21 protein-coding genes are annotated in these 20,646 nt (G+C 55.5%); 2 read left to right on the top strand and 19 right to left on the bottom strand.

Annotation, left to right across the window (positions count from 1 at the left end):
- Positions 1-2 precede the first annotated feature (2 nt).
- The 7 genes from CVV30_10045 to CVV30_10015 all read right to left on the bottom strand — a co-directional run bounded on the left by CVV30_10045 (position 3) and on the right by CVV30_10015 (position 7,253).
- Positions 3-929, bottom strand: a complete 927-nt coding sequence (locus tag CVV30_10045) for an ATP phosphoribosyltransferase (GenBank protein PKL68257.1) — start codon at positions 927-929, stop codon at positions 3-5.
- An 18-nt stretch (positions 930-947) separates the two neighbouring features.
- On the bottom strand, positions 948-2,150 hold the full coding sequence (locus tag CVV30_10040; GenBank protein PKL68256.1) for an S-adenosylmethionine synthetase: 1,203 nt from the start codon (positions 2,148-2,150) through the stop codon (positions 948-950).
- Between the two features lie 324 nt (positions 2,151-2,474).
- Positions 2,475-3,830: a hypothetical protein gene (locus CVV30_10035; protein PKL68255.1), complete on the bottom strand. Its 1,356-nt coding sequence runs from the start codon at positions 3,828-3,830 to the stop codon at positions 2,475-2,477.
- Between the two features lie 119 nt (positions 3,831-3,949).
- Positions 3,950-5,461, bottom strand: coding sequence for a hypothetical protein (locus tag CVV30_10030; GenBank protein ID PKL68254.1), 1,512 nt, complete (start codon positions 5,459-5,461; stop codon positions 3,950-3,952).
- Positions 5,462-5,539: 78 nt separating this feature from the next.
- Positions 5,540-5,953: a hypothetical protein gene (locus CVV30_10025; GenBank protein ID PKL68253.1), complete on the bottom strand. Its 414-nt coding sequence runs from the start codon at positions 5,951-5,953 to the stop codon at positions 5,540-5,542.
- 57 nt (positions 5,954-6,010) lie between these two features.
- Positions 6,011-6,292, bottom strand: a complete 282-nt coding sequence (locus CVV30_10020) for a hypothetical protein (GenBank protein PKL68252.1) — start codon at positions 6,290-6,292, stop codon at positions 6,011-6,013.
- A gap of 112 nt (positions 6,293-6,404) precedes the next feature.
- A complete protein-coding gene (locus CVV30_10015; protein ID PKL68527.1) occupies positions 6,405-7,253 on the bottom strand; it encodes a hypothetical protein in 849 nt (282 codons plus the stop codon).
- Between CVV30_10015 and CVV30_10010 the strand changes: the two genes are divergently transcribed.
- Complete coding sequence (locus tag CVV30_10010) at positions 7,219-8,688, top strand: ribonuclease II (GenBank protein PKL68251.1); 1,470 nt, start codon at positions 7,219-7,221, stop codon at positions 8,686-8,688. The genes CVV30_10015 and CVV30_10010 overlap by 35 nt on opposite strands.
- 436 nt (positions 8,689-9,124) lie before the next feature.
- Here the strand turns inward: CVV30_10010 and CVV30_10005 are convergent, their stop codons facing one another.
- The 10 genes from CVV30_10005 to CVV30_09960 all read right to left on the bottom strand — a co-directional run bounded on the left by CVV30_10005 (position 9,125) and on the right by CVV30_09960 (position 17,233).
- Complete coding sequence (locus CVV30_10005) at positions 9,125-10,468, bottom strand: hypothetical protein (protein PKL68250.1); 1,344 nt, start codon at positions 10,466-10,468, stop codon at positions 9,125-9,127.
- 83 nt (positions 10,469-10,551) lie between these two features.
- Positions 10,552-11,427 (bottom strand): succinate--CoA ligase subunit alpha, encoded by an 876-nt coding sequence (locus CVV30_10000; protein PKL68249.1) that lies wholly within the window; start codon positions 11,425-11,427, stop codon positions 10,552-10,554.
- The gene (locus CVV30_09995; GenBank protein ID PKL68248.1) at positions 11,424-12,509 is read right to left on the bottom strand and encodes a succinyl-CoA synthetase subunit beta; all 1,086 of its coding nucleotides are present in this window, start codon (positions 12,507-12,509) and stop codon (positions 11,424-11,426) included. The genes CVV30_10000 and CVV30_09995 overlap by 4 nt, the downstream gene beginning before the upstream one ends.
- The gene (locus CVV30_09990; GenBank protein ID PKL68247.1) at positions 12,506-13,036 is read right to left on the bottom strand and encodes a 2-oxoglutarate ferredoxin oxidoreductase subunit gamma; all 531 of its coding nucleotides are present in this window, start codon (positions 13,034-13,036) and stop codon (positions 12,506-12,508) included. The genes CVV30_09995 and CVV30_09990 overlap by 4 nt, the downstream gene beginning before the upstream one ends.
- The gene (locus tag CVV30_09985) at positions 13,033-13,821 is read right to left on the bottom strand and encodes a 2-oxoglutarate synthase (GenBank protein ID PKL68246.1); all 789 of its coding nucleotides are present in this window, start codon (positions 13,819-13,821) and stop codon (positions 13,033-13,035) included. Before CVV30_09985 ends, CVV30_09990 begins: the two co-directional genes overlap by 4 nt.
- Positions 13,818-14,918, bottom strand: coding sequence for a 2-oxoglutarate synthase subunit alpha (locus CVV30_09980; GenBank protein ID PKL68245.1), 1,101 nt, complete (start codon positions 14,916-14,918; stop codon positions 13,818-13,820). The genes CVV30_09985 and CVV30_09980 overlap by 4 nt, the downstream gene beginning before the upstream one ends.
- Complete coding sequence (locus tag CVV30_09975; GenBank protein ID PKL68244.1) at positions 14,915-15,187, bottom strand: 4Fe-4S ferredoxin; 273 nt, start codon at positions 15,185-15,187, stop codon at positions 14,915-14,917. The genes CVV30_09980 and CVV30_09975 overlap by 4 nt, the downstream gene beginning before the upstream one ends.
- Positions 15,188-15,263: 76 nt before the next feature.
- Entirely contained in the window at positions 15,264-15,827 is a 564-nt protein-coding gene (locus CVV30_09970) for a fumarate hydratase (protein ID PKL68243.1), read from the bottom strand.
- Complete coding sequence (locus CVV30_09965; protein PKL68242.1) at positions 15,824-16,654, bottom strand: fumarate hydratase; 831 nt, start codon at positions 16,652-16,654, stop codon at positions 15,824-15,826. The genes CVV30_09970 and CVV30_09965 overlap by 4 nt, the downstream gene beginning before the upstream one ends.
- 312 nt (positions 16,655-16,966) lie before the next feature.
- Entirely contained in the window at positions 16,967-17,233 is a 267-nt protein-coding gene (locus CVV30_09960) for a hypothetical protein (GenBank protein ID PKL68241.1), read from the bottom strand.
- Between the two features lie 809 nt (positions 17,234-18,042).
- Between CVV30_09960 and CVV30_09955 the strand changes: the two genes are divergently transcribed.
- The gene (locus tag CVV30_09955; protein PKL68240.1) at positions 18,043-18,789 is read left to right on the top strand and encodes an SAM-dependent methyltransferase; all 747 of its coding nucleotides are present in this window, start codon (positions 18,043-18,045) and stop codon (positions 18,787-18,789) included.
- A gap of 364 nt (positions 18,790-19,153) precedes the next feature.
- Here the strand turns inward: CVV30_09955 and CVV30_09950 are convergent, their stop codons facing one another.
- Together CVV30_09950 and CVV30_09945 are read right to left on the bottom strand one after the other, a co-directional pair.
- The gene (locus CVV30_09950; GenBank protein ID PKL68239.1) at positions 19,154-19,606 is read right to left on the bottom strand and encodes a hypothetical protein; all 453 of its coding nucleotides are present in this window, start codon (positions 19,604-19,606) and stop codon (positions 19,154-19,156) included.
- Positions 19,607-19,755: 149 nt separating this feature from the next.
- Entirely contained in the window at positions 19,756-20,577 is an 822-nt protein-coding gene (locus tag CVV30_09945) for a hypothetical protein (protein ID PKL68238.1), read from the bottom strand.
- Positions 20,578-20,646: the final 69 nt, after the last annotated feature.

Raw genomic sequence — 20,646 nt, 5'->3', positions numbered from 1 at the left:
GATCAGCGGATCATCCGTTGGATTGCCATCACGAGGATATCTTTTGCACCGGCCCGCCGCAGCGCATTGATGAGGGAATAGACCCGCTCCTCGTTCACCACGGCATGCACCGCGACAAGACCTTCATTCGATGCCACATCCATGACGGTTGGCCCTGAAAGACCGGGCAGCACCTGTTTTACTGCATCCAGAGAGGAACGTTTCACGTTCATCATCAGGTAGCATTGGCCGCGTGCCCGGATCACGCTTTCCAGGGCAAGGTGGATCTCATCGATCTTCTCTTTCTTGGTCCGGAGCGATTCCTTGTTTGCGATCAGGAACGTTGACGTCTGGAGTACTTCGTCGATGACCCGGAGCCGGTTGGTCTTAAGCGTGGTACCCGAACTCGTCAGGTCGATGATCGCATCCGCAATCCCGAGGTGCGGCGTTGCTTCACAGGCACCGCCGACCAGCACCACATTGACCTTTACCTTCTGCTGTGCGAAGTACGTGCGGGTGATGACCGGAAATTCGGTAGCAATCTTCTTTCCAGCTAGTTGTTTTGCCGAAGTGATCGTGGAATCCTCGTGCACAGCCAGAACCAGTTTTCCTTTCCCGGACTGGAGATCGAGCAGTTCTTCCACATCGGACTCCCGCTCGATAACCATATCATGGCCGGTGATGCCGAGATCTGCTGCACCCGTAGCTACATACTCCGGAATATCGATAGGACGGGCAAAGAGGATCTCCACGTGGGGATCGAGGGTGCGGGTGATGAGGCGCCGTTCCCCGGTCTCTGCGAGATGGAGCCCGCTCTTTTCCACCAGCTCCATGATCGGCTCTGCAATCCTGCCCTTGTTGGGGATGGCAAGACGCACTACATCAGAAAAAGGAGTGGAGGTACCGGTTTTCCCGGCCCTTGTTGTTTTCCTGGTCTTTTCGGCTGTCACGGTCTTTCCTGTATACGATCAGAATGTCCTGAGTTCACCGCGGATGACTGCCTCGGTGACATGGGTAACGGTTGCAAGTTTTTCATCCACGATCGAGAGAATCTCGCCGTTGATGTCCTTGAGCTTGATGCCACACTGCGGCAGCACCTGCACGCTGGCTACGAGCGGCTGGTCGATGGGTTTTCCGATCTGCGACAGGAGCCGGACATACATCTCGTCAATTCCGTCCACTTTTTTGACACATTCCGTTGCAATCTGGGTAGAGAGAAGGTTGTAGATCTTACCGATGTGGTTGATCGGGTTCTTGCCGCTGGTTGCCTCCATGCTCATCGGGCGGTTGGGAGTGATCAGGCCATTGCAGCGGTTGCCGCGACCGACCGAACCGTCATCGCCCATCTCCGCAGAGGTGCCGGTCACGGTCAAAAAGACACTCTCTTTCTTGATATCGTCAGCGGTGTTGACATGGACAACAACTTTGCGCTTTGTTGTCTTCTTTGCGATCTTGACGATCTCCTCATTGAGAATGACCATGTATTCCTTGTACTCCTTGATGTTTGCGCAGTATTTGTCGACAATAGCGCAGGCAATGGTCAGGGTGATCGTGTTGCCGTCACGCAGGCCCATGATCTTGATGTCCTGTCCGATTGCCGGATATTTCTTCCGGAGTTTCACATCGATATATTCGGCTGCAGCTTTGATGATCGTCTCAACTTCGGAGAAGGGTGCATGCCCGACACCAAAAGAGGTGTCATTTGCCCGGGGGGTTTTTCCCTGCGAGGGCTTGAAGACATCCCGGAGATCGGTAGAACCAGTTCCGAGACGGCAGTCAACCATCAGATCCCGGTTGAGATTGAGTTCGGGAAGAATCTTGTGGAGATATGCGTGAGCAGCTTCAACTGCTACGGAATCTGCGGGTATGGTAACACCGTTGAACTGCTTGGTTGCACGCCCATCGAGCAGGACGTAAATCGGGCGAATCATCTTGCCACCGCCGAATTTCGGGCGGGATTCTCCGGCAACAACTTCTCCCTGGTCGGTATTGTGGTGAAGCACTACCCCGAACTCCTCAAGGTAGGTTTTGCAGAGTGCCTGGCTGATCGATTCAGCAATCCCGTCAGCAAGACTGTCCGGGTGGCCAAGGCATTTGCGTTCAACAAGTTCAATCCGCTGCTTTTCAAGGGGGATCTGGTCCAATGCTTCAATCTGAATATTTCTCTTCATTGATGTCCTCGTGAAACTTAGTACTAATAAACTGGGACTGGTAGTGATATAACCGTTTTCTTATGATGCCCAAAAATGATTGGGAGTAATAGAAAAAGCGCTTATCTCCAGTGAATTATCACCGGGAAAGAACAGGATTCCTGCTTTTTTTATATTGAGGTAAGAACAATCCATCAGATAAAAATTACCGGTAAGAATGAAAAATGCCTACACCGGGTATGAAACAGGAGATTGGGGACTTTTTTAAAACAACATGAAAATGGCTGTAAGAGATACCAGGAAAAATTTGTTGAAAAAAATTCAATGGATTGTCCATTGAGCGTTTTATCTTCGCAGGAATTTGTGAAGGATCGTCATTTCACTGCCCCGGGGGGCCTTTTTTATCGGCGGTTTTACCGGGGCGGGCGCAACTTCTTTCTTATCCTCATCATCCTCATCGGCAGTGGATACCGTGATCTTGGGCACTTTCCTCTGCGGGGCGGACGAAGCGTGCGACTCGGACTTTGCCGGGGAGTGGGATTCTCCGGTTGCATGCCCTGGTTTGGGAGCCGAGAGTTTGGTCCCGCACCCGGGGCAGAAGTTTGCACTGTGGGGAAGGTTCTTGCCGCAGTTATGGCAGAACTTGGGATTTCCGGCAACTTCCTCCCGTGCGGGTTTTTCATGGTGCTCCGGCTGCTCCTCCGGAAGAATTTCAACAAACGGGGGGTGCTCGGGTTCTGCAACCGGCTGGCGGCGCATGGGCTCTGCAGTAACTCTCCGCACCGGGTGTGAAGAGGGCTGCCTGAGCGGCTCCATCGCACTCTTCATGGCAACTTTCATTGACGGTTGCACGTCAGGTTTTTTCACCTGCTTGACCGGTTCTTCATGGGTGGGGGGGATCTCCCGTTCATAACCCGTGATCGAGATCGAACGTCTCACCGGTTCCTGCTGCCGGATCGGGTGACGCCGGGGGGGCTCTTCCTCTTCGCGTTCCGGCTCTTTTTCTTCTTCGGAAACCTTATAGATCGAGAGATGCCGTTTTACCGGGGGTTGTTTCTCGTGATCCTTGGCCGGCTTTCTTACCGGGTGCATCACTTCTCTCTGTACAGGTCTTTCTGCGGGTTGAACTATGGCCGGTTCTTCCTCTTCAGGGATGGGCTCTTCGACAGCCTTCCGGGCGGGTTTTTTATGCGGTTTTTCGTCCTGCAGGATCGAGAGCCATTCGGCAATCTCGGCGGACCGGTCCATGCCATTCTGGACAAAGACTATCTTCATCGTCTTTATCTCATCGTCAGGAGACCGGATAGAAATTACAAGGACGGGATCGGAATTTTCGGAAAATTCGCTGGAGCAGTCGGCGATAGTATCCCTTGCCACATCCTTGGCCGTTACCTTGAGTTTCTTTTCCTGCGTATCGATTAAAAAAATCCGCTTGTCGCTGAGGTATGCATGGAAAAAGAATTTTTTCACTGATACATTGAGAGACCCGATCTGTACCTGCTCGCCCGGCTGCAGGTAGGGTGAGAGTCCCCCTTCTTCATCTTCGGCCTCTTCATCCTGCGGCCTTACAGGTTCGGTTACTTTTTTTGCAGCACCCGCTTTGGGTACAGTCCTGCCACCCGCTATGGAACCTTTATTTTTGCTTTGCGGGATCTTTCCTCCGCAATAGCCGCACTCCACTATATTATCGCGTATATTCATCCCACAGTGAGGGCACTTCATTCAGGATCTCCTTGGCAGGTAACCAGAGTAGATAACTATAATGTTTACATTGCATATGAAAAATTCTGTGATCGGTATCGCAGAACAGCAACAATGGTTTATGGCGTGGAAACCGGGGTATGGCCCGTCAGGGCTCCGGCAATCCGTACACTTTCCTCCTCATTATCGCTCGCATGGAGGTATACCGCTGCGGTTTTTTTGTTCATGCAGAGCAGCGCATTGATCCGGCAGCGGGTCCCGTCCCGGTCAAGGAGACAGTCCCCCGCGGTGATCCGGCTGAACTCGCGGGTCAGGGTCTGCTTGAACGAATCGTGACTGTAACCGGCATGGCAGGCTTTCCCGTCTGCAACAACAAGGTATACCCCTTTCCTGCCGGACAGGACACTGTCCTCCACCATGAAAGTGCCGAATTTTTCATCGCCCCACGGGTTGAGGAATTCGCGGAAGAAAGGATCGTGCTTCTCTTTTCTTTCCCAGAGAAAGAGACCGAGGCGGAGAGGGAGGTAATTTGCATACTTCTCTTCGGTTTTTGCTTTAAGGTGGGAATAGGCCGGCGTGCTGATGGCGTCTTGTAAAAGCCCCTGCTCTTTTTCAAAGACATCCTCTTTGAGTCCCCCGGAAAAGATCAGTTTTACCGGTTTGAAATAGAGGATCTTATCCAGCACAGGGACACCCAAAGAACCGTCTTTCATGGGTTGAAGCGTACCGGTCTTCAGCACTACCGACACTGCAGGAGTGCGAACCTGGGGGCCGTTCGGTGCACTGAACGGCGTGACAGGAGTTAAACGCCGGTGGGATACCGTGCCCGAACGCTTTGGCGTGACCGATCCACTGGCGCGCGCGATCTCGATCCATGCTTCGGGCAGATAAGACCTGTTCACATGGTGTTTCCAGATAGGATCGCGGATGGTGGCAATGGAAACTAAGCAGAACTTCTCTTTTTCCGGGATGAATTTTGCCCCGCAATGGGTGCATTCCACGTAATAATCGGTGTGGGGAATGCCATACAACTGCTTTCCGAACACCCGGTTTAAGATACCCGTCTTACAGACGGGGCAGAGACTCATCCACGGATCAGGAGGAGTGTCTCTCCCGGGTTCTGCTGCCGGCGTTGGCAGGTGCGAGACCGGGGCCGATGCACTATGCCACGTCCAGGCAGGCTGCAGCCGGACTCCGCGGCTCCGCGCATGGGATGTACGGTCAACGACCTCCGTTTTCTCGGCAATTCCCGCACGGCAGAGCACATCGGTCATCACATCGGAGCAGGAAATATCTTCTGAAAGGTTCAGGCGCTGTGCAACGCACTGGTCAAGGCCTTCGGTTGCCGGTTCCTCGGTTTTTTTCGTATGCAGCGCAAGCGTTTTGGAAAACTCCGCGTTGAGGCATTCCATGGTGACGCCGATAAGCTCCTGCGTTACGGTTATGCCGTCCTGCTGGTAGGGCAACGGGCCAATACGCCGGTTCACCGTCTCGCAGGCAAGAGCGAGGAGTTCCGGGGGGATAGGGAAAAACTGGGTAGCTGACATAAAGTGGGGCTCGTTCGTATCGATTGTCACGCTGACGGGATAAACGATCGTACGATGGGACCGGAAACGGGCGGTATCCGGCATGCAGAACCGGGAAAAAGCATACGGATTTTTTAGTCACCAAAAATTAAAAAAAAAAGTTTGCGATAAAAGTGCACGCAATTATCGCTTCCAGATTTCCTGTGCCATCTTTTTTGGTTCGTGATACGTAACCTCTTCTGCGGTGAATTTCAGGACTACGAAATCCGGGTTGTCGATGGATTTGAAATACTGCTCGAACATCGGGTTCCAGTACCGCTTTTTGGTTGCCAGATCCTCGTGCACTTCCCCCTTTGCCTTGATCTCGACATAGGGATCGGTAAATTCCTTGCCGGACCAGATGGAAATTGCAGCATGGGGATTTTTCTTCAGCTCGGCAACTTTGTGCGTTCCCTTCATGGTCCCTCCGACAAAGGTCATGTCGGGAAAACCTGACAGGGCCATGAACCGCACCGCCGGCAACCCGTCAGCAACCGTTGCCACTGCGGCCGGGTGCAGGCCTTCTATCACATCCAGGATCTTTTCCTTGAGTGCCATGCAGTCTAATCTGCAAAAGGGAGTATTATAATTATCTGAAAATAGAGGAAGATTTGATCACTTTTTTGCGCCGGTCCTGGTTATCTTCTTATCGGGCTTGATAGGGCTGGGCGGATTTGTGTGGGCGGGCAGCTCGTCGCCATGGGGATGGGAATGGGGCGTATGTTTTTTGGGCAGGACCGGTTTTTTGATAGGCTTGTGCTCCGGGTGGGGTTGCGGGCGGGAAACCGGATGGTGCCGGGCATCTTCCAGCTGGCGATCCCTGTCCTGGCCGGGTCCGGTCTTGACCGGGGCTTTCAGGGCGGGCTTGTCTTTTGTCGCGGATTGTCGTGGAGACATAATGAGTGATCAGCACAGGGTATATAAAAAAGAAACGGGAAAGTGCCCATTCCCGGTTTACGCTGAACGTACCCGGACGCCAGCGTGAGACAAATCTCCGGGTAAGCACGTGCTATGCCAGCACCTGTTCCCATACTGAAGTGACCAGATGGGGGGTGATCCAGCATTCAATGGCAACGGCAATGGCAAGAAGGAAAGCGATCCCGAGAAACACTCGCCATACCCTGCCAATAATAAAACAGACGATCTCCCCGGCATGCGGTGCCGACTCGTTACGATGAGCAGGCAGGTACTCGTGCAGGGCATCGATGCATACCAGCGAGAAAGTCCCGGCAAGGATAAACGCGAGCATCTCGAGCCAGCCATGAGGGAAATACATGGCTAAAAAGACGGGCAACGGGAACGTGCTGGACGTGACATAGGCATAGCTGAAGGAATTATAGCCAAGCGCAAGGACCAGGAGCAACACCGTTCCTTGCATGAGCCGGATCACGGTGCGAAGCAGGGTCGGGTTCAGCCACCAGACCCATACCCAGTACAGCGGAACCAGCAGGATGAAGAGGGCAACGCCGGCATTGGATACAAAAAGTTTCAGGAAAACGGTGGACATATGGGGGGTGACAACCGAGACATGGTACAGGTAATCTGCCGATAATTCGCCTGCATTATCCCGGACAAGACCCGGATGGGTTGCCGCGGACTGGAAAAAAACCAGAACAATGCCCAATACGAGAACGAACGCGACGGTGAGGAAATACATCACGCTATGCCCGGGTAGTTTGACGTTCATGATAAGATGGCAGGACTCGGGCGCTTGGTGCTCCCCGTACTGATCGGGAACTGATGGCAGATAATGCCTGCCCCGATCCGTTTCACCAGGCACACACCTTTTATCTTCCCCGCCACCAAATCCCAATCTGTCGCCTATGAAACACCACCGTTCCATTGATCTTAAGGCCATCTCCTATTTTGCCATGCAGAAATACGGTTTCAAGCCCGAGTTTCCCAAAGCAGTTATCCGTGAAGTAAATGCGCTCCACCCGGATATCCCGGAGGCTGTCAAAGACGGGCAGGATCTCCGGGCCCTCCTCTGGTCATCGATCGATAACTTCGATTCTGAAGATCTTGACCAGATGGAATACTGCGAACGGGGACCGGGTGACGAAATCCAGGTCAAAATTGCGATTGCCGATGTGGATCACTATGTTCCCAAGCACTCGCAGGCCGACCAGTACGCGTCCTACAACGGCACTTCAGTGTATACGGGCATCGTCACCTACCCCATGCTGCCGGACCGGCTCTCGAAGGGCATCTCATCACTCCTGCCGGAACAGGACTGCCGGGCCGTAGTTATTGAGTACGCAGTGCTTCCCGATGGCAGTGTCCGTCACGGCAGCCTCTACCGGGCGATCGTTGCCAATAAGGCCAAGCTCATCTATGAAGAAGTCGGGGACTGGCTGGAAGGCGCCGGCCCGGTTCCCGAACTCATCCGGGACACTCGCGGGCTCGAGGCACAGGTGCGGCTGCAGCACGAGGCCGCACTCCGGTTAAAAAAATTCCGCACAGAACAGGGAGCACTTGAGCTCGAGACGATAGAACCCGAACCCATTGTTAAGGACGGTACCATAAAAGACCTCATTGTCCAGAAGAAGAACCTGGCACGGAACCTGATCGAGGAGTTCATGGTTGCCGCAAATGGCACCACGGTCGCATTCCTCGGAGCAGCAGGGATCCCGATGATCCAGCGCATTGTCCGCATCCCGAAACACTGGGATGGGATTATGCTTACCGCCGAAATGTACGGCGAGATCCTGCCCGACAAGCCGGATGCAAAGGCACTCACAGACTTCCTGAGCCGCCGGAAAGAAGCCGATCCGGAGCGCTTTCCCGACCTGTCGCTCACCGTGGTAAAACTGATGGGGGCCGGGGAATATGTCCCGCTCGATCCCGCAGAAGAACCGATCGGCCACTTCGCCCTTGCGGTCACCGATTACACGCACGGCACCGCCCCGAACCGGCGCTATGTAGATCTCATCATCCAGCGGCTGGTAAAGACCGTGCTCGACAAGACGGAGAGCCCCTACACCCTAGAAGAACTCGTCAGCCAGTCAACATGGCTCACCGAGAAAGAGAAAGAATCCAAGAAAGTCGAGCGGTTTATGCGCAAAGCCGCGGCTGCCGTGTTACTCCAGGACCGGATCGGCACCTCGTTCGATGCACTGGTCACCGGTGCCTCCGACAAGGGCACCTATGTCCGGCTGATCACTCCCCCGGCAGAAGGCAGGGTCATGCAGGGCCAGCAGGGCCTCAGGGTTGGCGAGAAAGTCCGGGTCAGGTTGCTCAAGACCGACCCGATGAACGGGTATGTCGACTTTGCCTGCACCGGCAGGGCGTAAGAATCATACGCGGGGATCCGGAAAAGGCATGGGATTACCGGAGAATCAACCTATTTTTTCTTTTTTATGAAATTTTGGATATCATAAAATAATCAGGAATCCGCTCATGTTCATCAGAAGTCCCATGAAATTATTTAGCGATGCTCCCCCACCTCAGGGCCTCTCTTTAGGCACGGCGGGGCAATGTGATTTTTTTGCAAATATTTTTTCATTTTTTGTTCGTCATTGATTCGCCGCGGGGGCGCCCTGTCGGGGGCGGCGGGGTCTATCGTTGAGGGGGGAATGGGGGTCTCAACCCCCATCACTGAATCTGACTATTTAGCATAAGCAAAACTTTTACTTTTAGATTTTAACTGGAAAATTCAGCGAGTTTCTAAAAAGAATAATTGGGAGAAACACCGATTCCTCCCGAACCTGAAAGAGATCAACCCACTCGTTATATCCTCAGCTTCCCCCGCGTGATGATAATGAGCGGGAAGATAATCCCCGCCACCAGCGCAAGCGAAACACCCGCAGCATACAGGGAATTCTGCAGGGTTGTCTGGATTAGAGCGGACTGGAATACTGCCGACGGATGAGCGAGCTGGAAGAGACCATTGAGCCCCACGATTGCGGCAAGCCCGGGGATCATCGGCAAACCGGCCGCCACTGCTATCACCACTTCCGTGACATGGGTGAACCGGCCGATCACAAACGCGAGAAGCGTAGCCGACGCCATGGCAATGAAGATGCTCATGATAGGATCGAGACCGGCAAGGATCGCAACTTCCCGGATAATCCGTGCAGCGCATCCGCAGATCACGCATCCCGGGAGAGCGGCAAGGGGCATATTCATTATGAGTGAAAAACCGAATGCAGCAATACCGGCAGCGACTGTACTGACCAGGATACCAGCCAGCCCAACAGAGATGAGAGAAGAACCGCCCGTTTCCGGGGCAATCAGGGAGAGCGGGATCAGCAGGACTCCCGTGATGACCAGCAGCTGTGCCATGACGGAGGTGAGCCTAGCAATCCCGCAGCCGGTATGGTCCCGCACGATGTCGAGCCCGCCGTTGATGAGAATGGTACCGGGCACGAGGAACAGGAGTGATGAGATGAGTGCCGTCTCTGTGGTTGCCGTATGGGAGAGCGGCAGCAGGATGAGCGCAACGGCCGATGCAACGAGTGCTGACAGCAGCACGGTAAGATACAGGTTGCCGGACCGGGGGGAGGCATAGAGCTTTGCGGCAAACCCGATCGAAGCGGCGATGAAGACTACCCAGAGGGAGAGCAGGTCGGCATGGTTCAGCCACGCGAATGCGGCACAGGCCGCACCGACTGCGATGATGGTTGCCCATGCCGGAAAGACCAGGGGCAGTCCCCGTAATTCCTGGAGCCGGTCCCTGACTGACCCGGGCGTGGGACACGAGGTCTTAAAAGAAGCGAGCATCCGGCTGACACCCTGCAGGGTGGTGGCATTGACCCGCACCGGTTCCCGGAACGCGTGCATCCGGATCTGCGTGCGATCTCCGGTACGGCGGCCGACTTCAACTGCTTCATTGCCCACAAACGCATGGACATCGTCATCCCCGAAGGCACGGGCGCAGTACCGCACGGAATCATTGATACGCTGGACCGAGGCCCCGGCATCGTAAAGGGTCCGCCCGAGGTCAAGGTAGAGATCCACCCGGTGGCCCTCGGGATCCAGACCGGGGGCTGCACACGGAGGAATCGGGAGATTCGGGGAATTGCCCGTACCGGGTGCCGGAGGGGAGACCGGATCATCCTGTGCAGCGGTCATAAACCTGCCACGATGCTACCGGGTGTTCTCTCGGCCTTCCCCATGTTCTTTTCCTAGTGATAACGAAATTTAAAAATAAAAAATCAGCACCCGCAGAAGAGCTTCCGGACCATATCCGGAATCTCCGAGGGGCGGGATGCAACCGGCACGCCGTTTTTCTTGAGCCGGGCAATCTTGGACCGGGCATCGCCTTCGCCGCCCTCCACGATTGCACCCGCGTGGCCCATCCGCTTGTCTGGAGGAGCAGAGATGCCGGCGATGTAGGCCACAATCGGGAGGTCAGTGCATTTCGCTCCTTCCTCTTCGAGGTTGCCACCCACTTCGCCAATCAGCACGACCGCCTTTGTCTGCGGATCGTTCTCGAACTGTTTGAGCACGTCTACAAATGTCTGGCCGATCACCGGGTCGCCACCGATCCCGACAACGGAACTCTGGCCGATGCCGGCCCGGGTGAGCTCATCCACGACTTCATACGTGAGAGTGCCGCTCCGGGAGATGACACCGACATTCCCGCGTGAGAATAATCCCGATGGCATGATCCCCATCTTCACTTCGCCGGGCGAAAGGAGCCCGGGACAGTTGGGGCCAATGACCGCAGAGCCCTGCATCCGGGCGTACGCGACCGCCTTCATGGTGTCATGCACGGGGATGTGCTCCGTGATGCAGACGATCGTTTCGATACCGGCGTTTGCCTCTTCCATGATCGCATCGGCTGCTGCGCCGGCCGGCACAAAGATCACACTGGCCCCGATATCGTGCTCGCTCATCGCTTCCCTGACGGTATTGTACACCGGAACGCCGTGCACCTGCTGGCCGCCCTTGCCGGGGGTGACACCCGCAACAACGCCCCGGCCGCCAACTTCGCGGGCGTACGAGTTCATGAGCCCGATGTGGAACTCGCCCTGCTTGCCGGTGGCTCCCTGCACGAGAATGCCGGTCTTCTTATCGCCGTAGATCATGCTGTCACCTCGACTGCTTTCTTGACCACGAGATCCATCGTCGGGAGCATCTCGTAGCCTTTTTCGGTGAGGAGACGCCGGCCTTCCGCTTCGTTCGTGCCCGCGAGCCGGACAATCACTTTCTGGGATATGCCGGCCGCAATGATGCCCTTTGCCACCTCATCGCACTTGGTGATCCCGCCCAGCAGGTTCACGACAATGACTTTGACGGTCGGGACACTGGCAACGAGCCGCACCGCGTGCATGACGCGTTCGCTCTCGGCACCGCCGCCAACATCAAGGAAGTTTGCTGCCTTTCCGCCATAGAACTCGATCAAGTCAAGAGTTGACATCGTGAGCCCGGCACCGTTGCCGATCACGCCAATCGCGCCATTGAGTTCCACGTACGAGAAACCGTGCTTCTCTGCCTCGCGTTCGCGATCCGTGAGATCGCGGTTGACCGTGATACCCTGCCTCCCGAGCGCATTGTCATCGACAATGATCTTCGCATCGGCCGCAAAGACTCCCTGCGGGGTCGTGACGAGCGGGTTGATCTCGGCGAGCAGGGCATCCTTTTCCAGAAAGACCCGGTAGAGCTTGTTGATGATCGGCATGATCTCCTTTGGCGCTTTTCCGACAAGCTCCCGGAGCATGAAGGGGGGAAGATCCCGCATGAGGGGGTTTGCGATCACTCTTCGTATCGCACCGGGCATTTCCTTTGCGGTGATCTCGATGTCAACGCCGCCTTCCTCCGTGAACAGGATAAGCGGCTGCTTGCTGGAGCGGTCGACCGTGATCGAGAGATAATACTCGTGCTGGATATCGAGCCGCTGCTCGGCAAGGATCTCCTTGACCGGGAGCCCCTTGATCTCCTTTTTGAAGAGCTCTTCAGCAATTGCGACAGCGGTCTTCTTGTCCGCCATCAGGATACCGCCGGCCTTGCCCCGGCCGCCGACATCCACCTGCGCTTTTAAGACGATCTTGTCGCCCAGCGCATCGAGATGGGCCGGTAATTCTGCTGCAGTGCGGATCAGGAATCCTGCCGGGACGGGGATCCCGAACTCCTTGATGACGTTTTTTGCCTCATGCTCACGTAACTTCATGATTGCTTTCCCAGCTGCAGGCCAAGCTGCATGGCTTTTAAGTTGAGATCCTCGGTTCCCTTGGGCACGGAATCGAGAATGGCTTTCCGGAGGGACTCCTCGCTCACGACATGGGTTGCGGCAACAAGGGCACCGAGCATCACGATGTTTGCCACGATATCTTTCTTGAGCGTCTGTTTGGCTTCATGGGTGGCCGCAATCTCGATGCACCGGCACTTGGGCCGGGAGTGGACGAGGGTCGAGTCGACCAGCATAATAGAGGGGTCTTCGGCCACGGCCCCGTACTTCTCGAAGCCTTCCTGCGACATGATCAGGTAGATGTCGGGTGTGGCCACCTTGGGGTAGAGGATCGGGTCATCGTCAATGATCACCTGGCTCATCGAGGCCCCGCCCCGGGCTTCCGGCCCATAGACCTGCGTCTGGACGGCATACTTGTTGTCGTACATGACAGCGGCTCTCCCGACAATCACTGCCGAGAGGATGATACCCTGGCCGCCAAAGCCCGAGAACCGCACTTCGTGCCTCATGGTTTTACCCCCATGGCCGGCCGGTTCCGCTTCGTTAACTCCCCGACAATGTACATATCCTCAGGGATATGCTCGCCACTCTCCAGCATCCGGTCGCGTTTTGCTTTCAGGAGCGAGTGCGAACGGAGATACTCGACATGGTCTGCCACCTGCCGGAACTTGTTCCGGCGGCCGAATGCCGTGGGGCACTGGACCAGCGCCTCGATGAACGAGAAGCCCTTGGTCTCGAGACCTACCTTGACTGCCTTCTCCAGCTCCTTCACATGATACGAGGTCCAGCGGGAGACATAGTTGGCTCCCGCAGCCGTTGCAAGTTCGCAGAGATCGAACGGGGTCTCGTTACACCCGAAGGGAGTGGTGGACGAGAGGCAGCCTTTGGGCGTGGTCGGGCTGCCTTGGCCGCCGGTCATACCGTAGATCTGGTTGTTCATGCAGATGACGGTGAGGTCGATGTTGCGCCGGCAGGCGTGGATGAAATGGTTGCCGCCAATGGCAGCCATGTCGCCGTCGCCGGTGAAGACGACCACGTTCAGGTCCGGGTTTGCCATCTTGACACCGGTAGCAAACGCAATAGCCCGCCCGTGGGTGGTGTGAAGCGAGTCGGTGAGGATGTAGCCGGGGGCCCGCGAGGAGCAGCCGATACCGGAGACAAAGACCGTCTCTTCCTTCTTCCAGTCCATCTGCTCGATTGCTGCAAGCGTGCAGTTGATGATCGTACCATTGCCGCAGCCGGCACAGAAGATATGCGGGAGCCGGTCCTGCCGGTACCAGTCCTCGTAGCTCATGGGTGCGCCTCCAAAGCTTTCACGAGATCAGCGGGCGTATGCAGTTCTCCGCCGATCTTGGGGATGCTGACGACCGGCACTTTTACGTGGCGCTCGATCTCGCGGGCCATCTGGCCGAGGTTCATCTCCGGGATAAAAAACGCTTTTGCGTTTTTGAACTCCGCAAGAGCCTTCTCCGGAAACGGCCAGACCGTGCGGATCCGGAGGAACCCGATGTCCTTGTCTTTCAGGTTATGCATCACCTGCTGGACGGTCCGCACCGGTCCGCCGTAGGCAATGAAGACCCGGCTGGCGTCAGGGTTGATGATATCGTAGTCCGCCATATCGTAGCGGGCATTCTCGATCTTGTCAACGAGGCGCTTGACGAGGGCTGCATGGAGTCCCGGGTTCGTTGCCGCCGGGTAGCCCCGCTCATCATGGGTGAGCCCGGTGACATGGACATGGTGGCCCTTGCCGAACTGGGGAAAGCCGGGGATGAGGTCGGCATCTGCCCTGAATGGCGGGGTGCCGGGAACGAGCGGCTTTCGCTCAACCCGCTCAACTTTGTCGGGGACGATGATCTTTTCCCGCATGTGCCCGACCGTCTCGTCTGCCATGAGAAAGACCGGCACGCGGTACTTGTCGGCGAGGTTAAACGCCTTCACGGTCAGCTCGTACATTTCCTGCACGGTTGCAGGGCAGAGCGCGATGATGGAAAAATCGCCGTGGGAGCCGAACCGCACCTGCATCATATCGCCCTGGGCCGACATCGTAGGCTGGCCGGTGGAGGGACCGCCCCGCTGGACGTTGATGACCACGCAGGGAGTCTCGGTCATGACGGCAAACCCGATGTTCTCCATCATTAAGGAGAAACCGGGGCCGCTCGTTGCGGTCATGGCACGGGCGCCGGTCCAGGCAGCGCCGATGATCGAGGCCATGCTGGCGATCTCGTCTTCCATCTGGATGAAGACCCCGCCTTTCTTCGGGAGCTTTACTGCCATGTGTTCGGCAACTTCCGTGGAGGGAGTGATGGGGTACCCGCCAAAGAAATTGCATCCGGCTGCTAATGCACCCTCTGCACAGGCAGTATTTCCCTGCCAGAATTCAGTCCGTGTCAATATTCAATCGCCACCTTATGGAGTTCGTACGGCTCTTCCTCGATCCAGTGAATTGCCTGGTCTGGGCAGGTGAGCTGGCAGACCCCGCAGAGCTGCCGGCCATAGAGTTTCTGCAGCCGGCAGTTGGTGCAGCGCTCGGGACGGTCAAGTTCCGGTAGTGCAATACCCTTGCGGTTGAGCCTCTTGCCCTCCCGGAAGATCTTATACGGGCAGACCTTTGTACACAGGTTACAACCCTTACACCGGGTCTCGTCAATGGCGAGTTTCATGGAAAATATCCTAACGTACAATGTAACCGTTGTAGTGAAAAAAACCTATTCTTTATGCATGCCCTGCCGGAAGCGTTCATGACTGCCGGTACCGGGCATATTCCGCTTCCGCGTGTTTGCTGACATCGCCGAAGATATCGTTGCCGTGCGCATCGATACCGACTACGAGCGGGAGCCGGTCGAGTTCGATCACCCAGACGGCTTCTGCCATGCCAAGGTCCTCGAAGAACACGCCCTTGAGGGTCATGCGATCCGCTGCAAGGGCTGCACACCCGCCGGTGAACGCGAGATACACGCCCTTTCCTTTCAGCTGCTCCCGCACGCGCGTTCCCATGCCGCCTTTGCCGATGAGCGCCCGCACGCCTTTTTCGAACAGGAAACCCGAGAGCTCGTTCATCCGGGCGGAAGTCGTTGGCCCGGCTGCTACCACCCGCTTGCCCTGGATCACCGGGCCGCAGTGATAGATGACCGCTCCTTTCGGATCGAACGGGATGCCGTCTTTCTGCATCCGGAGGTGCGCCTCATCCCGGGCCGTGTACACGAGACCCGAGAGTTCGACATGGTCGCCCGCGTGAAGCGCCAGCACTTCCTCGCCAAGCGGGGTCCTCAGCTGGACGGGCATTGCAGTCTTCGCGCTCATAGCGTCACCTCAACCGTTGCATGCCGGTTCGCCCAGCACTGGATATTCACCGCAACCGGCAGCGATGCCGTGTGACACCCGGCCGTCTTGACCTTTACTGCTAATGCGGTGAAGTCGCCGCCCAGACCCATTGGCCCGATGCCAAGTTTGTTCACGGCCGCAAGGATCCCGCGTTCGTAGTCTGTCATCCGGTCGAGCGGCTGGAGGAGCGCTTCTTTTGCCATCGCGGCTGCGCCGTCAAAAGTCCCGCCGATGCCGACCCCGATCACGATGGGCGGGCAGGGCCGGGAGCCCGCAAGGTAGACGGTCTCGACCACGAACTTTTCAATCTGCTTCACCTGCGAAGGGAGGAGCATGCCGATCCGGGACATATTCTCGGCACCCGCACCCTTGGGAAAGACGGTGACCGAGAATTTTTCCCCGGGTTTGACGTGGATGGCCGGCATGCCGGCGCCGGTGTTGTCGTTGGTATTGTGGCGGGTGAGGGGATCGACCACGTTCGGCCGGAGGGGTACTTCTTTCGTTGCTCTCCGGACGCCATCGGCTACTGCTGCGTAGAGTTCCTGAGTGAGCGGAACATCCGGGGGGATGGTGAGGTAAATTACCGGGACGCCGGTATCCTGGCACATCGGGACGCCGAGTTTCTCGGCCATGGCGATATTGTTTAAAATATTGGCAAACTCTCCCCGGGCTACGGGATTTGTTTCGGCGGCAGCGGCTTGATCGATTACGCGGAGTACATCCGGGGGGAGGCGGATGACGGCTTCACGATATGCCCGGAAGGTGGCAGAGGCGAGGGCTGTATAGACGGGGGCCGGAGTTTTCATTTAATTATACTGGGGAGCGGGGGATAATAATACGCGTGCAAGAGATGAGAGCCATTAAGTACCAGTCAAAATTTTCCGTAAAGTAAAAAAGATTAGTCACCTTTTTTCCATTCATATATCGCATAAAAGAATGCAACTACCGCAATGAGAAAAAAGATTACCATAATAATATTGTTGTGAATATCGTTTCCCCAAGATGAAATAAGGAATGAAACAATAGCTACTACAATTCCAATCAATGCCTTTACAAAACTCATAATATTTTCACACACCTTTGGAAAATCTTCTGTTCTTTTAATTTTTCCAAAAAAATTATTTTTTATTTGCTCCAACCCAGATCAGTCCGCAAAGCACTAAAAATCCAGTTAAGTATCCAAATGCATGATTGGCTGAAGTGGTCAGATCAGTTCCAGCTTTTTCTATTGAAGCTGCCGGTTGTTCAACAAACGTTCCATTAGTGATATCCTTGACAAAGTGGCCGGTTGAGGATCCAACAGAACCAATTCCGCCAATAATTAGGATCACAACGTAAACGGCGACAATTATGCCGCCGATGATGAGAAGTTTTTTGTTATCCATACTTATCCTGATCACCGATTGAAAAACAATCGATACCATTAAGTAAAGATAACGAAAAACAGATAATTGGTAAATTTATTCTGGTTTTCGGAACCTATACAGGGTTTCGACCCTTTTTTGCAATCATGTGATCCCTTAAATGGTATGTAAAATTGAGTATATAAAGTACGAATGCCCTGCATTACATAAATGCTGTATTACACGGGTCTGAAATCATCATCCGCGCATTTTCTAAGCTTTTTTGAAACGAATAGATTTTCGACAGAAAGCGAAGGTTAGAACATTTGAAGGACCTCTCCCATTTATTGAGCACTACTCAGTGCCATCAGTACCAGCATTGACGAAGGCAACCTTCACTATTCGGTTCCTGGGCCGTCAACCGAATAGAGGACGGGGCCATACCAACATGCTTACGACTCGTTAGTACCGGCGCCTCTCATTACCCTCAGTACCGGAGATGTGACGACGGCCTCCTCTCCCATCTGGTGAGAGGGCCGCCCGCATCAGCTCCGGCCCGACCCCACCACATGCGACCGATACCGGAGCAATCGCTCCCATCCTCCGTAGAACCCGACCCGGCAATGCAGCGGATTATTTTCCGGCCGGATCCGGTACGAGCCGGAAAAATATTTGGCCGGGTTCCGGTTGTAGCAGAAAATTTCCCGGGCCAAAGCTCGCTCGCGCCGGTTTACACCAGAGCAACAACCAGGGAACGTTGAGGCTGTTGTGTGATATTAAAACCCATATCCACAACAGTCACAAAGGATGTATTCCCGTTATTACACAACTTAGGAAAAGGAGGTTGTACATTGGACATCCCACGTATCTTCACCATCACCGAAAGTGCTCACCGTATCCATAACCCGTTAACACCAGAAAATCTCGCCACTCTTGGCGCAGCGTTGCGCCTGAAACCGGGGGCTCGTGTGCTCGACCTCGGCAGCGGTTCGGGCGAGATGCTGTGCACCTGGGCACGCGATTACGGAATCAGCGGCGTCGGCATCGACATGAGCCAGTTGTTCACCGAGCAGGCGAAACTCCGGGCTGAAGAACTCGGAGTTGCCGACCGGGTCGGGTTCATCCACGGCGACGCTGCCGGCTACGTTGCCAACGAAAAGGTCGATGTGGCAGCCTGTCTCGGTGCCACGTGGATCGGTGGGGGAGTCGCCGGCACCATCGGGCTTCTGGCAAAGAGTCTCCGCCCCGGAGGAATCATCCTCATCGGAGAGCCCTACTGGGCGCGGTTACCCCCGACAGAAGACGTTGCCAAGGGATGCGATGCCAATTCTATCTCCGACTTTCTCATGCTCCCGGAACTTCTCGCGTCTTTTAGCGACCTCGACTACGATGTTGTAGAAATGGTTCTGGCTGACCAAAAAGGCTGGGACAGGTACGAAGCGGCCAAGTGGCTCACCATGCGCCGATGGCTCGAAGCAAATCCCGATGACGACTTCGTAAAAGAGGTCAGGGCCAAACTGACTTTGGAACCAAAACGCTACGCCGCGTACACGCGTGAATATCTTGGATGGGGTGTGTTCGCGCTGATGGCGCGGTGATGTGAGGCAGCGGGGGGATATATAAAACTCTAATCTGGTACAGCCCGTAAAACGAATACTCGCTTTTGACTCGTTTTATATATTCCTTATTTCCGAATTGAAGGAAAATGTGCTCAAATCGTATTCGTTCTTTAACCCACGTTTCGTGGTAATATATCAGTACCGGCGCTCCTGAGTGCCCCCGGTTCCGGCAATTGACGACGGGGCCGGTACCAATCCGGTTCCGGGTCCGTCAATCGCTGAGAGGACGGCACCGCCCCACCGCACGCAGACATCCATGCAGCTGTCCCGTACGACTACAAAGGGACCGGCTACCCGGTCATAAGATAATTGTCACGATAAAAAAAGAAAAAGGGGGATCCCATTACTTCTGCCGGCTGAGTATCAGGAGGTAGGCCTTGGTATCCGGCCCGTCTTCAGCATACCCGAGTTCCATGGAGTCCGGCCCGGTCATCATGCCGTCCGCAATGCCACCCATATTGTCGCCCATGAAGATCTCCCCACGGGACGAAACAGTGCCGGAGAAATTCTCGGTATACTTGTTGCCGTCTGCCCTCACGTACTCCTTGGTACCGGCGAACGCGTGGCCTTGCTGGGCCGAGATGTTGTAGACCGCTGAGGTGTGTTCGCGGAACCCTTCGAGCTGGCTGTGCCCTACGGTGGTCCCGGTCCAGATGCCGGTTACCCCGGGAATAGTTGTGGTCGCTGTTACGGCCGGTGTGGCTGCCGATGCTGCCGGTGTTGCCGGCGCCGTGGCCGTGCACCCGCAGGCAAGCACGGCAAGGATAATCACAAGGATGGCGAATGCAATTTTCATACACCAGCAATACGCCGAGAATAGTGATAAGCGTGGTGGAATTGCCCGGGGGTAAGGGGGCCGGCGTTTTTATTCAGAATTTACTGGGGAGCGGAGGGTAATATAGGGATTGGGGGGAGAGGGATATTTTTTTTTACGCAGGATGGATCTTATTCCCCGCCGGCAACCTTGTCGCTCACAACCCGGCGCTTTGCATCCAGGGCTGAAAGGACTTCATCCATCACTTCCGGGAGCCGGGCCTGAAGAACTTTTACGCCCTCTTCCGTGCTGCCGCCTTTCGTTGCAACTCTGCCGATAACATCGTCAAACGTCATCTGTTCGCCGGCAAGGATCCGGGCTGTACCGATCATCGTCTCCTTTACCAGGTACTCCGCGAGTTCGGGCCGGATGGTTCCGGTCCGGACAGCGGCCCCGGCAAACTCCCGCATCATTGCAACGATCAGGGCCGGGCCGCAGCTGGTGAGGTCCGTATAGGGATCAAAATTCAGCTCATCAGTCTCCACTGCTGTCCCGATGGCATTCAAAAGACCGAGCAGGATTTTTTTATCTTCCGGGGTTACTCTGTGGCCCCATGCCACAAGCGAGATACCGGCACTCTCTTCCGCCGTCACGCTCGGGATGATCCGGATGCAATGAACCGTATCCCCGGTCCAGTCATGGAGGTTATCAAGGCTCACGCACGCTGCAATGGAGACAAGGAGGGCACCGGGTTTCAGTACGTCCCTGACCTCATCGAGAACGTCCCTGACCTGGAGAGGTTTTACACAGAGGAAGAGGACATCGGCAGTTTCTGCAACGGAACGGTTGGACGGCGCCGCAGTGATGCCGGTCTTTCCGGCAAGTGCCCGTGCCGATATCCCGCTCTTTGAGCTGGCGGAAATAGCTGAGGGTGCAACAAGACCGGACCCGATGAATTTCCGGATCAGCATGCTCCCCATCGAACCGGTGCCAATGAAACCGTAACGCGTCATAGTATCTCAGTAATATTTTAGCAGCATCGTAAAAAAGGAGGGGGATCACGGACAACCGCGTTTGCCCGG

The organism is Methanomicrobiales archaeon HGW-Methanomicrobiales-1 (assembly GCA_002839675.1).
Lineage (GTDB): Archaea > Halobacteriota > Methanomicrobia > Methanomicrobiales > Methanospirillaceae > Methanoregula.
This window is presented reverse-complemented; position numbering and strand designations above follow the sequence as displayed.